The 16,681-nt window shown below is 36.8% G+C and carries 11 protein-coding genes; 9 read left to right on the top strand and 2 right to left on the bottom strand.

The window, feature by feature from the left end:
* The first annotated feature begins 172 nt into the window (after positions 1-172).
* From JGH11_RS14395 to JGH11_RS14415, 5 genes are all read left to right on the top strand, one after another.
* Positions 173-3,160: a TonB-dependent receptor gene (locus JGH11_RS14395; protein ID WP_201112962.1), complete on the top strand. Its 2,988-nt coding sequence runs from the start codon at positions 173-175 to the stop codon at positions 3,158-3,160.
* A gap of 13 nt (positions 3,161-3,173) precedes the next feature.
* On the top strand, positions 3,174-4,694 hold the full coding sequence (locus tag JGH11_RS14400; RefSeq protein ID WP_201112965.1) for a RagB/SusD family nutrient uptake outer membrane protein: 1,521 nt from the start codon (positions 3,174-3,176) through the stop codon (positions 4,692-4,694).
* A gap of 31 nt (positions 4,695-4,725) precedes the next feature.
* A complete protein-coding gene (locus JGH11_RS14405; protein ID WP_201112967.1) occupies positions 4,726-6,225 on the top strand; it encodes a glycoside hydrolase family 30 beta sandwich domain-containing protein in 1,500 nt (499 codons plus the stop codon).
* Positions 6,226-6,254: 29 nt separating this feature from the next.
* Entirely contained in the window at positions 6,255-7,580 is a 1,326-nt protein-coding gene (locus JGH11_RS14410; RefSeq protein ID WP_201112969.1) for a DUF5125 domain-containing protein, read from the top strand.
* Positions 7,581-7,682: 102 nt separating this feature from the next.
* Positions 7,683-9,893, top strand: a complete 2,211-nt coding sequence (locus JGH11_RS14415; RefSeq protein WP_201112971.1) for a glycoside hydrolase family 3 C-terminal domain-containing protein — start codon at positions 7,683-7,685, stop codon at positions 9,891-9,893.
* Positions 9,894-10,079: 186 nt separating this feature from the next.
* Here the strand turns inward: JGH11_RS14415 and JGH11_RS14420 are convergent, their stop codons facing one another.
* Both JGH11_RS14420 and JGH11_RS14425 read right to left on the bottom strand, forming a co-directional pair.
* Entirely contained in the window at positions 10,080-10,838 is a 759-nt protein-coding gene (locus JGH11_RS14420; RefSeq protein ID WP_201112973.1) for a LytTR family DNA-binding domain-containing protein, read from the bottom strand.
* Complete coding sequence (locus tag JGH11_RS14425) at positions 10,835-12,646, bottom strand: histidine kinase (protein ID WP_201112975.1); 1,812 nt, start codon at positions 12,644-12,646, stop codon at positions 10,835-10,837. The genes JGH11_RS14420 and JGH11_RS14425 overlap by 4 nt, the downstream gene beginning before the upstream one ends.
* Positions 12,647-12,801: 155 nt before the next feature.
* On the opposite strand from JGH11_RS14425, the gene JGH11_RS14430 reads away from it, so the two are divergent.
* From JGH11_RS14430 to JGH11_RS14445, 4 genes are all read left to right on the top strand, one after another.
* Positions 12,802-13,989: a VWA domain-containing protein gene (locus tag JGH11_RS14430; RefSeq protein WP_201112977.1), complete on the top strand. Its 1,188-nt coding sequence runs from the start codon at positions 12,802-12,804 to the stop codon at positions 13,987-13,989.
* Between the two features lie 204 nt (positions 13,990-14,193).
* Complete coding sequence (locus tag JGH11_RS14435) at positions 14,194-15,039, top strand: RsiV family protein (protein ID WP_201112979.1); 846 nt, start codon at positions 14,194-14,196, stop codon at positions 15,037-15,039.
* 1 nt (position 15,040) lies between these two features.
* Entirely contained in the window at positions 15,041-15,661 is a 621-nt protein-coding gene (rsmG, locus tag JGH11_RS14440) for a 16S rRNA (guanine(527)-N(7))-methyltransferase RsmG (RefSeq protein ID WP_201112981.1), read from the top strand.
* A 168-nt stretch (positions 15,662-15,829) separates the two neighbouring features.
* On the top strand, positions 15,830-16,471 hold the full coding sequence (locus tag JGH11_RS14445; RefSeq protein WP_201112983.1) for an NAD(P)-dependent oxidoreductase: 642 nt from the start codon (positions 15,830-15,832) through the stop codon (positions 16,469-16,471).
* The last annotated feature ends 210 nt before the right edge of the window (positions 16,472-16,681 follow it).

Here is a 16,681-nt window from a genome sequence, read left to right on the forward strand (position 1 = left end):
GTAATATATTGTTATATAGTTTGTTAATATTGTTGTCTTATTTTTCAATCCACCTTTTTACCCCTTGAAAAAATTCAGGTATTTATAGTCACTAATTTTGAATTAGTCATAAACTATTTCAATACTGGCATACCACCGGTATAATTATTTATTAACTATAAATATAATACGTATGAAAAAGAACAAATCGAAAGTTCTTCAAGGGGGACATAGGATTCTCATTGCGTTATTTGCAATGTTTCTGTCTCTAGGTGCATTCGCACAAAAAATTCCCGTTACAGGGCAAGTTGTAGACTCTAATAACGAACCTATTATTGGAGCAAGTGTTTCAGAAAAGGGAACAACAAATGGAACTATAACTGATATTGACGGACAATTTACATTAAATGTCGATGAAGGAGTCACTTTGCTTATAACCTATGTGGGTTTTAAACCACAGGAAATCAAAGCCTCAAAGAATATAAAAGTGACTTTGGAGGAAAATACAGAATTATTGGATGAGGTTGTTGTTATTGGTTACGGAACAGTAAAACGTAAAGATGTGACTACAGCTATATCTACTGTATCTACAAAAGATATGGATCAGCGTCCTATTATTTCGGCCGGGCAAGCTATACAAGGAAAGGCTGCCGGAGTTTCTGTTATTCAACCTAATGGTACACCGGGAGGAGAGTTATCTATACGTGTTCGCGGTACTACTTCTTTCAATGGGAGTAACGATCCGCTCTATGTAGTAGATGGTGTTCCTGTGGATAATATCAACTTTTTGGCACCAAATGATATTGCCAGTATGCAAATATTAAAAGATGCGTCATCTGCGGCCATCTATGGTTCACGTGCTGCAAATGGTGTAATCATTATTAGTACCAAGGCCGGACAAAGTGGAAATGCAAAAGTAAGTTTTAATACGCAACTAGGGTTGAATAAGGTTTCTAACTCTATCAAATCATTGAATGCTGCTCAATACAAAGAACTACAGGATGAAATAGGTGGAGCTAAAGTACCGGAAGGGACAACGGATGTTACCGATTGGTTCGATGAAGTTTATTCTACGGGTGTAACTCAGAGTTATCAAGTGTCTGTTTCGGATGGTACTGACAAACTAAAATACTTCTTGTCAGCTGGATATTTAGATGAAAAAGGAGTATTAGATGCTGCATTCTTTAAGCGTTACAGCTTTAGAGCAAATATTGATAATCAGGTTCGTAAATGGTTAAACATAAGTGCTAATGTTTCATATACCGATAATACAAATAATGGTATTACTACAGGGCAAGGCTCTAATAGAGGAGGAGTTGTTCTTTCGGTAATAAATTTGCCAACCAGTATTGGGATTTATAAAGACGAAGAAGCTGGCCTTTATAATAGAAGCTTTTATGGAATGAATATTTCGAATCCGATAGAGAGCCTTCAAAACAGTAAAAATAATAAGACTAAAGAAAACCGATTGATAGCATCTGGTAATATCTTATTAACTTTTATACCTGAACTAACATTGAAGTCTTCTTTCACTTTGGATAGAAGAAATAGCTTACAAACAGGTTTTACTCCTCCTGTCCATGCTGATGACAGAGATGATTGGGGTAACGCATGGGATAATCGTAATATGAATACAGTGCTTACTTTCGATAATATATTGACTTATAATAAAACATTTAATAAGCATGGATTGGAATTAATGGGAGGTTCGTCATGGACCGATTCGGATTATACAAATAGTTGGATAAACGGGTCACACTATCGTAGCGATCAGATCAAAACTTTAAATGCGGCAAACAAAATATCATGGGATGGTACAGGCTCTGGAGCTTCTCAGTGGGGTATTATGTCTTATATAGGACGTGCAGCCTACAATTATGATAGCAAATATTTATTTACTGCAAATGTACGTGCCGATGGTTCGTCTAAACTTCATCCCGATCATCGTTGGGGTACTTTCCCTTCATTTTCTGCCGCATGGCGTATATCATCAGAAGAGTTTATGCAAGGATTGGATTGGCTCGACGATTTAAAGATTCGTGGAGGTTGGGGACAAACAGGAAACCAGTCAGGAATCGGAGATTATGCTTATCTGCAACGTTACAATATTCGTAGAATAGAATGGTTTAAGGAAGATGGTAATGGAGATGTTCAGGAAAATGCTCTTCCTACTATTAGCCAAGCTAACCTTCCTACACGAGATTTAAAATGGGAGACTACAACACAAACGAATATTGGAGTTGATCTTACGGCTCTTAATAACCGATTGACTATCAATATGGACTACTATTATAAAAGGACCAAAGACATGTTGATGTGGGTAACTTTACCAACAGGGGCCGCCGCCGCAAACAGTATTCAAAGAAATGAGGGAGAAATGACAAATAAAGGTTTTGAGTTTTCTGTCAATTCCCGAAATTTTGAAGGAGAATTCTCTTGGACTACCGATTTTAATATTTCTTTTAACAGGAATAAACTTGAAAAATTAGCATTACAGAAAATATACAATGACGCATGGCCTAGCGATGTGTTGAAAACGGCAATTGTACGTAATCAGCCGGGACGTTCTTTAGGCGGTTTCTATGGTTATATTAGTGATGGTGTAGACCCTGAAACCGGAGACCTTATTTATAGAGATGTAAATGGTAATGGGAAAAAAGATGCAGGTGATCGTACTTTTATTGGAGATCCAAATCCTGATTTCACATACGGTCTAACAAATACTTTTTCTTGGAAAAATTTCAATCTAAGCATCTTTATACAAGGTTCTTATGGAAATGATGTGTACAATGCTTCAAGAATAGATACTGAAGGTATGTATGATGGAAAAAATCAATCGACTCGTGTGTTGAATCGTTGGAGAATTCCAGGGCAAATAACAGATGTTCCCAGAGCTAACTTTAATATAGAAAATTCCAGCTACTTTGTAGAAGACGGTAGTTATCTGAGAATAAAAGATATTTCTCTTTCTTACAATTTTAAAGGAAGCTTGTTGAAAAAGTTAGGAGTATCTCGTCTGCAACCGTATTTCACAGCAACTAATCTTGTTACATGGACCAGTTACACAGGAATGGATCCTGAAGTAAACCAATGGGGTAATAGTGGGGCTGTACAAGGAGTCGATTGGGGTACATATCCTCATAGCAAATCTTATGTATTTGGTCTTAATGTTGAATTCTAAAAAAAATAACTATATGAAACTTAAATATATATTAGGAGGATTGTTGTGCAGCTTTGCTTTTACAGTTACATCTTGCAGTTTAGGCTATGATCCTCTCGACACATATTCGGAAATTACAGAAGGGCAAACCGAAACCGGAGAGAAGGTAGTATTTAAAGATAAAGCAGCCGTTCAGAGTCATTTGAAAACTCTTTATAATCAGATGAGAGATCGTCAGGAACATTGGTATCTGGACTTGCTTTTGATAGCAGACTCTCATTCCGATAATGCATATGCTGGTACTACAGGAGCAGAGGTTGTACCATATGAAACAAACTCTATTGAAGGCTCTAACTCGGTGGTCGCTCGCGATTGGGATAGATATTTGGCAGATGTTGCTCGGGCGAATATATTGATTTGTAATATTGATGATGTAAAAGATAATAGCCTTACTGTTGCAGAGCGTGAACAATATAAGGCGGAAGCAAAAATATTCAGAGCCATGATATATTTTGATATGGTTCGCTTATGGGGAGATGTTCCTGTTATTACTACTGTAGCAGGAGATATTACCGCAGAAACAATAGAGGAAGTTTATCCGGACTATTTTCCAAATCAGAATTCAGAGATTGAAGTATATACTCAGATAGAGAAAGATTTGTTGGAAGCATTGGAGTATGCGCCAAATAATAATGCCGCTGATAAAACATTATTTACAAAATCAGTTGCCCGAACTATCCTCGCAAAGGTATATGCAGAGAAACCATTGAGAGATTATACTAAAGTAATTAAGTATTGTGACGAACTTGCTGCGGATGGTTTTGACTTGGTGGCCGATTTCAGTGATTTGTTTGGAATGAACGCAGACAATACTAATGTAAAAACACGAAATACGAAAGAGTCCATTTTGGAAGCTCAGTTTTTTGTAGGTTCAGGTAATTGGTGTACGTGGATGTTTGGTCGAGACCTTGTTAATTGGAACAGTAACTTCACATGGGCTAAATGGGTAACGCCATCACGCGACCTTATCAAAGCATATACTAGTGAAGGAGATGAAATCAGATATAAGGAATCTATTGTATATTACAAATGCGATTGGAGTAATTATTATCCGAAAGAAAACTATCCGTTTATGTATAAATGTCGCTCGGCTTATAGCAGTATTATTAAATACAGATATGCAGATATTCTTTTACTTAAGGCGGAAGCATTAATAATGAAAAGCAGTCCGGATTTAGCAGGAGCTGCTAATATAATAGATCAAGTGCGTCAACGTGCAGGCCTTACTAAACTTAGCTCTACAGTTAAAGGTAATAAAGAGTCTATGGAAGAAGCTTTATTAAAAGAACGCCGTCTGGAACTGGCATTCGAAGGTCAACGTTGGTTCGACTTGGTTCGATTAGATAAGGTAGAGAAAGTAATGAACGCTGTCTATGCAAAAGATTCGGGACGTAAAGCCCAGGTTTATCCTTTCGATAAGACATCTTACAGACTTCCTATACCTCAGGCCGCAATTGACCAAAATCCTAATCTTGTTCAAAATCCGGGCTATTAAAACACAGATTATTAACGGAAAATATAAAATCATGAATATAAAATATATCTTACTCAGTGCTTTATTCTTTTGTACAACAATGCTTTCTGCATGTAGTGGTAGCGATGATGATACAGGGGGAAAAGTCGAACCTGAAAAGCCTACGCCTACTGTTGGCGATGTGAAAATCTACGTTACAACTAATACACGTTCCTTAGATTTCGCTGAAAAGAGTGTGACTTTCAATAGTAAACCGAGTATGTCTCCTTCTACTATTACGCTCGATCCTACAACCCGATATCAAACAATGGATGGTTTTGGAGCGGCAGTAACAGGTTCTTCTTGCTTCAATCTGTTAAGAATGACAAAAGATGATCGCACTAAATTCCTGAAGGAAACTTTCTCAGAAACAGAGGGTATGGGGCAAAGCTATATTCGTATCGCGATAGGCTGTTCAGATTTCTCATTGAGCGAATATACATGTTGCGATACTCCCGGAATAGAAAACTTTGCACTGCAATCGGAAGAAATAGACTATGTAATTCCAGTATTAAAAGAAATCTTGGCTATAAATCCGAATATAAAGATCTTAGGTTCACCTTGGACATGCCCTCGTTGGATGAAAGTCAATAATCTTACCGAATTAAAACCTTTTAATTCTTGGACAAGCGGACAGCTTAACCCATCCTATTATCAGGATTATGCTACATATTTTGTAAAATGGATACAAGCCATGCAGGCAGCAGGGATTAATATTGATGCTATCACTCCTCAAAATGAACCATTGAATAGAGGTAATTCAGCATCTCTCTTTATGGGGTGGAGCGAGCAACAAGCCTTTGTAAGAGATGCCTTAGGCCCTAAATTGAAATCGGCTGGTTTGAGTACTAAGATTTATGCATTCGATCATAACTACAACTATGATAATATGCCTGACCAAAACGATTATCCTATCAATATATATGCTGATCCTACAGCAAGCCAGTATTTTACAGGTGCTGCATATCACAACTATGGTGGAAACAGACAAGAGTTGTTGGATATATACAGTCAGGCTCCGACAAAAGAATTGATTTTTACTGAAACTTCTATCGGAACATGGAATGATGGACGTAATCTTGAAAAAAGATTAATGGAAGACATGGAAGATGTAGCTTTGGGTACAATCAACAACTGGTGTAAAGCTGTAATCGTATGGAATCTGATGCTTGATACAGAGCGAGGTCCTAATCGTGATGGCGGTTGTCAGACATGCTATGGTGCGGTCGATATAGATAGATCTAATTATAAGACTATTACTCGTAATTCGCACTATTATATTATTGGCCACCTGTCATCTGTTGTGAAGCCTGGTGCGGTACGTATCGGAACAAAAGGCTATACTGCAAATGGCGTTACTTACAGTGCATTTGAGAATACTGACAAAACCTATGCTTTTGTATTATTGAATAATACGAGCGAAGATAAGAAGATAACATTGAACGATGGTATTCAAAACTTTACATACGATGTACCTTCAAAGTCGGTCGTTTCTTATCGTTGGAATAAATAAGCTGTAGAATTATTTAAAAGAAATTTACTATGAAGAAAATTATATATTTGATGTTCATTTTAGCGGGTTTCGTATTCCTGAACTCGTGTAGTGATGATGATAATGTTCCCGGCAATCCTGTAATGGATATAAAAACAACATTTGCTAGTGCATTATTTGGCGACAGTCTTCCTTTTTCAGTTGGAGTATCCGATACCGATGTACCTCTGTCGACGTTGAAAGCTCAGTTGTTTTACGGAGAAGAAATGGTATCCGAAGCAGTTATTCGTACAAAAACTAATTCCGAATACGCAGGTAAGATATATGTACCGTATTATGCAAATATTCCTAATGGAACAGCTACTCTTAAGTTGATCTTGCAGAATATACATTTTACAATTACAGAAAAAGAATACGATTTGGCTTTAACCCGTCCCGATTTCCCTTATTTGACTCTCGTTGCAGCAGATAAAGAATATCGTATGTCTCGAAAAAGCTTATACAATTATGAGTTCACAGAGGTATTACCTATGAAGGTTGCAGGTTATATCAAAGCACCTGTTATGGGTGAAAATGGTAATGAAATAACTTTCGGATGGGAAGATAAAGTTGTTACAGAAGGTTCGGTGACAAATATCCCCTTTTCGAATTTTCCGGGAGAATATACAATCAGCTTTAATACGTTCAGTTATGAAGCGTCACCATTCATAATCGCTTATGCAATAGATGGAGTTGCAATGCAGCGTGTTGATGATAATAATTATAAGTTGGATTTAAACCTGACAAAAGGGCAAGAACTGGAAATCGGAGGTATAGAGAATTTCTCCGATTGGTGGATTGATCCTGATTTCTTCACCAAAAATGCTGATGGCAAATTAGTATTTGTTCCTATGGATGGAAGCTATCGTATTACAGCTAATTTCGAAAAAGAATATCTAACCGTAGAAGTCCTAAAAGATGGTAATCTAGCAAGCCTGCAAGCTGATGGCTCAGGTGCAATCTGGATAATCGGTAACGGTGTAGGCAAGCCTTCTGTTAGTGGAAATGAAGTGGGTTGGGATACGAATAAAGCTTTGTGTCTGATACCTATAGGAAATAAAAAATATCAAATTTCTTTTGTTGCAGGAAGTACAATAAAAGAGGATGATATAAACTTCAAATTCTTCCATCAAAAAGGTTGGGGTGGAGAATTTAAGAACGATGCAATTAGTACGACAAGCGATCTGATATTTGTAGGAGATGGCAAAAATGGAAGAGATGCTGGTAATTTAGGATTGGCAAAAGATGTAACATTAGTTAAGGGAGCGATCTATGTATTTACTGTAGATTTGTCGGAAGGCAATAATAAAGCGGTATTGACGGTAGTTAAAAAGTAAGAAGATTGGTTATCTGTACAGGTAGTATGATTCTCATATTACCTGTACTTTTGTAGCTATGAATCCTGAAAAAACAGACAACTATTAATATATTTAAAACTGATGAGAAAAATTAAAAACGTTATTTTGTTAGGTACATTGGCTTGTTCTTCTATTTTTGCACAGCAAAAGCCTGTTTATCTGGATGAAAGCAAACCCATCGAGCAACGTGTAGAAGATGCTTTGTCAAGAATGACACTAGAAGAAAAAGTGGCGATGTGCCATGCACAATCTAAGTTTAGTTCGGCAGGTGTTCCTCGCTTAGGGATTCCTGAAAACTGGGCTACAGATGGTCCCCATGGAATACGTCCGGAGGTGCTTTGGGATGAATGGGATCAGGCCGGATGGACCAATGATTCGTGTATCGCATTTCCGGCTCTTACATGCCTGGCTGCAACATGGAACAAAGATATGGCTTTGCTTTATGGGAAAAGTATAGGAGAAGAGGCTCGTTATCGCAATAAAAATATACTATTGGGGCCGGGTGTCAATATATACCGCACGCCTCTCAATGGGCGTAATTTTGAATATATGGGAGAAGACCCTTATCTGGCCTCCCGGATGGTTGTTCCATATATACAAGGCGTTCAGTCAAATGGTGTAGCAGCTTGTGTTAAACATTTTGCCTTGAATAATCAGGAGATAGACCGCCATACAGTTAATGTAAATGTAGACGATCGCGCGCTTTACGAGATTTATCTTCCAGCCTTTAAAGCTGCTGTACAAGAAGGTAAAGCTTGGGCTATAATGGGGGCATATAATAAATATAAAGGACAATGGGCTTGCCATAACCAATACTTGCTGAACGATATCCTTCGTGGAGAATGGGGATTCGATGGGGTTGTAGTTTCTGACTGGGGTGGTGTCAACAGCACTAAACAGGCTATTTACAACGGATTGGATATGGAGTTTGGCTCGTGGACAGACGGATTAAGCGAGGGAGCGAGTAATGCATACGATAATTATTATCTGGCAAAACCATTCTTGAAATTGTTGCAATCGGGAGAGGTGAAAGTTGAAGAAGTGGATAAGAAAGTACGTAATATTCTTCGTCTTGCATTCCGCACAACAATGGACAGTAAACGCCCGTGGGGTTCATTCGGTACTGTGGAACATGCTGCAGCAGGGCGTAAGATTGCCGAAGAGGGAATCGTGTTGTTACAAAATAAGAACAATGTTTTGCCAATCGATCTGAATAAGGCTAAGAAGATTGTAGTTGTTGGCGAAAATGCAATTAAGTCTATGACTGTTGGAGGCGGAAGTTCTTCATTAAAAGCCAGATACGAAATATCACCTTTGGATGGTATTAAAGGCAGAGTTGGAACACAGACCCAGGTCGTATATGCGAGAGGATATGTAGGAGATGCCAGTGGTAACTATAACGGAGTAACATCCGGTCAGGATTTAACAGAAAACCGCTCAGAGTCCGAACTAATAAGTGAGGCTGTAAATATGGCTAAAGACGCCGATGTTGTTATATTTATCGGAGGTCTGAACAAAAGTGATTTTCAGGATAGTGAAGGAAATGATCGAAAACATCTTGAATTACCATACAATCAGGATAAGGTTATTACAGAGCTTAGTAAAGCGAATAAGAACCTGGTGGTTGTTAATATTTCAGGAAATGCAGTTGCAATGCCTTGGGCAAATACAGTCCCTGCTATAGTACAATCGTGGTATAATGGTTCTGAATCAGGAGCATCTTTGGCTTCTATATTGGTTGGAGATGCTAACCCATCAGGAAAATTACCATTTACGTTCCCCGTGAAATTAGACGATAATGGTGCTCATAAACTGGGAGAGTATCCCGGAAATGGAGAGGTTACTTATAATGAGAGTATTTTCGTCGGTTATCGTTGGATTGACAAAGAAAAAATTAAACCATTGTTCCCTTTCGGACATGGGTTAAGTTATACAACTTTTGCTTATGGAAAAGTATCTGCCGATAAGAAAGAAATGGATGCTGATGGAAAAATGACATTCTCCGTTTCAGTAAAGAATACAGGAAATAGAGAGGGGGCAGAGATTGTTCAGCTATATATTAGTGACCTGAAATCTTCTTTACCTCGCCCTGTGAAAGAACTTAAAGATTTTCAGAAAATAGTTTTGAAACCCGGAGAAGAAAAGGTTGTTACTTTTACCATAGATAAAAGCGCTTTAAGCTTTTTTGATGCTGCTAAACATGACTGGGTGGCAGAATCAGGTGATTTTGAAGCATTGATAGGAGCTTCGTCTACCGATGTGAAAACGAAAGTAGGCTTTAAGTTAAGATAGGAATAAGTTGATTATTCAACTTTTATAAAAAATAGTGGATGGTAATACCCATTCACTATTTTTTTTGGAATAAGTTATCTATACAAAGAAAATGGAGTTTAGAGTCAGAAAAGTTACAAGTGAAATATTAACCGAAATCTGTACAAGTTTGTCACCTTTTAGTTAAAATTATGTTGGTTGGGAATATTAAGCTTTGAAAAATTTTAGAAATTCTTCTTTATAGCTGGATGATATTTCTATTTCTGTACCATCTTCCAATGTAACATATCCTCCCGAGTTTTTATGATACGATTTCACGAAGTTGAAATTCACAATATGCGATTTGTGGATACGTATAAACGGGTAGGGGAGTATCTCGCTAAAGTGCTTCAGAAAGCGGCATACCATCTTTTTACTCTTATCGCGAAGATATATATCGGTAAAGTTACCATTGCCTTGCAGACGGACTATTTCTTCCATTTTCACAACCTCGAAACCTTCTAATGTAGGAAGTATTACCTGCTGTTTTTCGGGTTTGGGCTCTTTGAAATTTTCCACCAGTATCTTGTTGCGATTGAATATTTGTTTGTTGATGATATGCTGTTGTACCTTGTTCACCGCTAATATAAGTTCCTCTATACTGACTGGTTTCAATAGATAATAAGCTGCACTTTGATTCAAAGCCCGAAGAGAGTATTCCGAAAAAGCGGTAACAAAGATTGTTTCAAAATAGAGATCCTTGCAGCCTTCCAGTACGTCGAATGCGTTTCCGAAGGGCATTTCCACATCGAGGAAGACTAGTTGAGGTTCTAGTTCGTGTAGCAGAGGTATGGATTCTTTGCAATTATGTGCCTCGCCTATTACCTCTATTTGAGGGCAGTATTTGACAAGATAGTTTTTTAAGGCTTCCCGTGCAGCGGGTTCGTCCTCAACAATTACACTTGTTATTTTATGTAGAGTGTTCATATGTTTTTAGTCATTAGAGGAAATTGAAGTACAACTATAACTCCGTTTTCGTTGTTTTCTTTCTCCATTATGTTGATAGTAATATTTGTGTTGTAGAGGCTGTTTAGTAAGTTGATACGTTCCTGAGTATTTGTCAGTCCGCGTGAATGATGCTCTTTTTGGTGTTTGGTTTTCAATTCCCTGCTTTTAATTAAACCGATACCATTATCTTCTATAATGACAGAAAGTTTATCATCTTTCAGATTTACAGTCAATGTGAGCAAACCTTTTCCATCCTCTTTATAGCGAAGCCCGTGCCAGATGGCATTTTCCAGTTGAGGTTGGATAAGCATATTCGGTATGAAGATAGAATCGGTATCCAGTGAGTCGTCGATATCTATTCTATAACTGAATTTATCGTGAAAACGCATATATTCCAGGTCTAGATATTCTCTCATCTGATCTATCTCTGTAGACAGTGAAATGAAGTCTTTATTAGAGTTTTCCATAATGTTGCGCATCAGTTTCGAATACGAAGACAGATATTTATTTGCTTCCAGCTCATTGTTTTGGGCTATAAACTGATTTACACTATTCAGGCTATTGAATATAAAGTGAGGGTTCATTTCTCTGCGTAGCGACTGTAAAGCTATCTTCTTGTTTTTCTTCTTTATCGAATATAGTGCTTTAGCTATGAAAAACAAGGATATAAGGATTAATATAATAGCTGCAATGAGTACATAGTTGAATGTATTCTTCCTGGTTATCAGCTCATCTTTGAGTGCGCGTTCTTTTTCTAATTGCAATATCTTTTCTTCCTGAACCTGAAAGAACCTTTCGTCTATGAGTGTGCTGTCGTTTTTTACAAGCATTTCAAGCTTCTTCATGAAATCAGCATAAGCAGCAAGAGCCTTCTGAGGTTGTCTCATTTTCTGATATTGTTCGACAATTTGTTCAATACTGCTTTTGGCCTCTAATGTCTGCCTGTTGTCTATTGCTAGATTATATGCCTCTTGAAGTGTAGATAGGCCTTCAGTAGTTTTGTTCGCATTAAAGAGGTTTGACGATAAATTTTGGAGTTGCTGTATTTCTACTTTCGGATTATTAGTTTCTTTAGCCTCGGCTACAAGGCTTCTGTTTATTTCTATTGCTTTTCCTATTTGGTTGTCAGCTGCATAGGTATTAGCAATCTCTTGCCTTATTTTTAGTGATACTTCCGGCTGATCTTGAACTGTGACGAGTGCTGTTTCGAGATTCTTTATGGCTTCAGGAGTATTGTTCATCTCCATATTTACTTGAGCCATTTGTCTAAGGGCAAGAGCCTTGTCTTCTTTATTATTAGTCTCTTCCAACAATTGAATGTTTTGCAGTAAGTAACCCTTTTGTGAAGCCGGATTGTTTGAACTTGAAATACGTTTGGCATCAAGTGCATTTACTTGTTGCATCTTCTTGTCTGTCGTATTTGCCTGAGCTCTGCCGAAATAATAAAAGGCGTCACTCAATTTGTTTTGAGCTTCTTGTGCTTGAGCGAGTTCCCTTTCTGTCGCAGCTAACTTCTCTTTATCTCCAAGCTTTTCATATAGATTCTTAGCCCTTTTCAAGTAATCTTCAGCTTTCGCATATTCTTCTTTAAATGAGAATTCTCTGGCCAATTTGATATAGCTCTCAGCTAACTCTCTATCCGATCTGCCTTCTTCTATCGTTCTGGATACTTCATCCAGAGTAATTCTGCTTTTAGAGGCGTCTTTCTGGAGTTTAGTTGGGCTTTGCCCCCAACCCGTCAAAGGCACTAGTATAAAGAGTAATGTGAGTATATATTTTGTATACATAATTGTTGTGTTTATTTGATATCGTAAAGTAAATACTTTTTAAACATTTATACCTTATGTTTCACCAACTCAAAAGCTTAGTTTACCCATTTTGACAGATATTATAATATTTATCAATATACATTTGAGCAAGAAACCAATTAAAACAAACCGAAATGAAAAAACTTACATTATTATGCTCAGCGTTATTTATCCTTATGGACTCAATGTCAGGTTGCACAAAGGTAACATCTAGAAATTCGGAACGAGCGACTTTGCCATCGCCTGTTTCAGGAGTAGATGTTGTTAATAATGAAATGAATAAAGATACTAAAATTCAGGTTGCTATATTGCTTGATACATCGAGTAGTATGGATGGTTTGATAGAACAGGCAAAGTCCCGTTTGTGGAATATAGTGAATACATTGACTACACTGAAATTCAAGGGGCAGGCACCACGTATAGAAATTGCTCTTTATGAATATGGGAATAATGACATACGTACATCTGATTATATTCGACAAATTACACCAATGACAGCCGACCTGGACTTGATTTCAGCAAAGCTGTTTTCATTGACAACCTATGGTGGGAGTGAATATTGTGGTGCTGTAATTGATAAGGCAACAACAATGCTGGATTGGGGGAATAATTCATCGGATATGAAACTGGTTTATATTGCAGGCAACGAACCTTTTAATCAGGGGCGTATATCATATCGGACAGCGATTGAAAAGGCTCTTGCCAAAGGTATTTATGTAAATACAATTCATTGTGGAAACAGGAGTGAAGGTATTGACGGGCTGTGGCGTGACGGAGCAATAAGAGGAAAGGGAAAGTTCTTCAATATAGATCATAATGCGAAAGTTAGATACTATGATACGCCATACGATGATAGGATTAGCATTTGTAACGATCGCCTGAATACAACTTATTTAGGGTATGGACAGATTGCTTCTGAGCGCATGGAGATGCAACGGGTACAAGATGTGAATGCCGGTGCTATTTCGAAATCGAATCTGGCTGAGCGAGCAGTAAGTAAATCTCACAAGATGTACAATAATAGTCGCTGGGATTTAGTCGACAAAGTAAAAGAAGATAAGAACGCTCTAGATGAAATACAAAAATCGGAATTACCTAAAGAATTACAAAACAAGTCGAAAGAAGAATTGCAAAAGATTATATTTCAAAAGGATGCTGAGCGGTCTGAAATACAAAAAGAAATAAATGAGCTGGCAAAGAAACGTCAGGCGTATATCGACGAGCAGTCAACAAAGGATAGTGGAGATGATGATTTGGGTAAAGCTATCAATGAATCTATTTTAGAATTGGCAGGTAAGAAAGGATATGTAGTGAGTAAATAGATAATATCTAATCTACTATACATTATGTAAAATCAACTTTATCTTCGTACTTATATCAAGGTTACTGCTTGTAAAACAAGTAGTAGTCTTTTATTCTAAAGAATATAGTCTCTTTGGAATTAAACTTTAGAAAGATAAAAATGTTAATTTAAAATAGAGGGTTCTCTTTTTATTGTATCTTTGTAATGTTAAAAAAGTGTTCATATGAAAGTTATAGTATCTTCAATCTGTCTGTTTATATTAGTATTTTCAGTTTTACCATCATGTAAAACAGAGAAAAGAACAGATATTCCTAATGGAATAACTTATGATTCTATATCTGTGGCTAAGGTATACCATCTGGATAATGACTCCACAAAGCCTTCTTGTTCGTTAAAGATTAATTATATTTTTCCTGTTAAATACACAGATGAAAAAGTATTAGCCAATATGCAGAAGGAACTTAATTTTGCAATGATGGAGGATGAAAAATACGAAGTTCTAAAACCAGTAGAGGCTGTGTCAAAATATATTGAGGACTATATCGAAAATTACAAGAATGATGCAAATGAGCAGTTCCCTGATTGGCAAGAATCACATGATACAGAAGATTATTTTTCCTATTACAAAACCTTAACTACTAAGGTTATATTTGATATGGGAGGAATTACATCTTACCGAATATCCTCAATGGATTATAAGGGAGGAGCTAATTCTTCTACGGCTTATCGAAATGTTGTAATAGATCTTAAAACAGGAAATATGGTAAGTGAACAGGAAATATTCTTACCGGAATACAGAAAGTTACTAAATGAAATATTAATACGTAAAATAGTCACTCAGAATAAAGTACAAAAACCTGATGATCTGCTCGAATTTGGCTATTGGGGTATAGAAGATTTAACTTCAAATGATAATTTCTCAGTCGATAATACCGGGCTTACTTATATCTTTAATCCGGGAGAATACTCAGCTCCGAGTTTAGGTGAAATACGTGTTTTACTACCTTACAATGAAATAAAAGATATGTTGAAAGATAATTCACCAATTTCAAACTTCGTCGGGAAATAATATGGACATAATACTGAAATACTTCCCGGATATCACAAATGAGCAAAAAAAACAATTTGCAGCACTCTATGATTTATATGCAGATTGGAATTCTAAAATTAACGTTATATCGCGGAAAGATATAGAAAACTTATATACACATCATGTGCTGCATTCTTTGGCCATAGCAAAGTTGATACAATTTACTGATGGTACTAAGATCTTGGATGTAGGTACGGGAGGTGGATTTCCCGGAGTTCCGCTGGCAATTTTATTTCCTAAATGTCAATTCTTGTTGGTTGATAGTATTGGAAAGAAAATAAGAGTCGCTGCGGAAGTTTCAAATGCTATAGGACTGAAGAATATAGAATTCCGCCATTGTCGTGTAGAAGAAGAAAAAGGGAAGTTCGACTTTGTTGTTAGTCGTGCTGTTATGCCGTTGCCGGACTTAGTAAAGATTTCAAAAAAGAATGTATCTAAAGAACAGCATAATGCTTTACCAAATGGAATAATTTGTCTCAAAGGAGGAAATCTTGATGCAGAGTTACATCCTTTCAAGAAGACTGCTGAGGCAGATGATTTATCTATGTTCTTCGAAGAAGAATACTTCAAAACGAAGAAAATCGTTTACGTTCTTATTTAAACTCTTTTATTTTAATAAATGATCTTTATCTATAATCAGAATATTATGGATAAAGGGTGAATTTCCCTTTAATCAAAGGAAAAATCGAACATTCCGTGCTATGGGGTTGTTTTACTATAACTACTGTGATGAAAGTAATGTATGTTTAATCACTAAAGCAAGAATATTATGAAAGTAGCATTGATTGGGGCAACAGGTTTTGTTGGGTCACATTTATTAGAAGAACTAGTAGTCAGAGGTTTCGAAGTAACAGCCTTAGCTCGTTCGGTAGAAAAAATATCTCTTAAGGGTGATAATCTTAGATCTATAGCTGTAGATGTTACAGATTCTGAAGCTCTCTCTTCTGTCATAAAGGGGAGTGATATCGTTTTGAGTGCATTTAATGCGAGCTGGTCTAATCCTAATATTTACGATGACTTTATGAAAGGGGCACAAGCAATTCAAGCTGCAGTTAAAAAGGCTGGAATAAAACGTTATATAGTAATTGGAGGAGCAGGTAGTCTATTTATTGATGGTAAGCAAATAGTGGATTCTCCCGATTTTCCAGAACAAATCAAAGGTGGGGCTACTGCAGCGAGAGATTATTTGAATCTGCTGAAAAAAGAGACTGAACTGGATTGGACTTTGGTTTCGCCTGCATTAGATATGTTTCCAGGGGAACGTACAGGTAAATATCGATTGAATACCGAAAGCCCTGTTTTCGACAATGAGGGCGACTCTAAAATATCCGTACAGGATTTTGCTGTGGCCGTAGTTGATGAATTGAAAAACCATAAATACTCTCGTTTACGATTTACCGTAGGATACTAAAATATACAGAGGTTAGAATATAAGGCAGTACTATTAACAAAGAGGACTGCCTTTTTGTATTGTTATAACATAAGTTATGCTAAAGAATACCTAACTTTATATCGAAAAAAAATTATATCTTTAGATTGTTTTTAACATAAAGTCATTTCAATAATTATATGAACGTAAAAATATTTGAATTTAACCCTATTAGTGAAAATACATATATTG

Origin of the sequence: Dysgonomonas sp. Marseille-P4677 (genome assembly GCF_016652235.1) — a bacterium.
Lineage (GTDB): Bacteria > Bacteroidota > Bacteroidia > Bacteroidales > Dysgonomonadaceae > Dysgonomonas.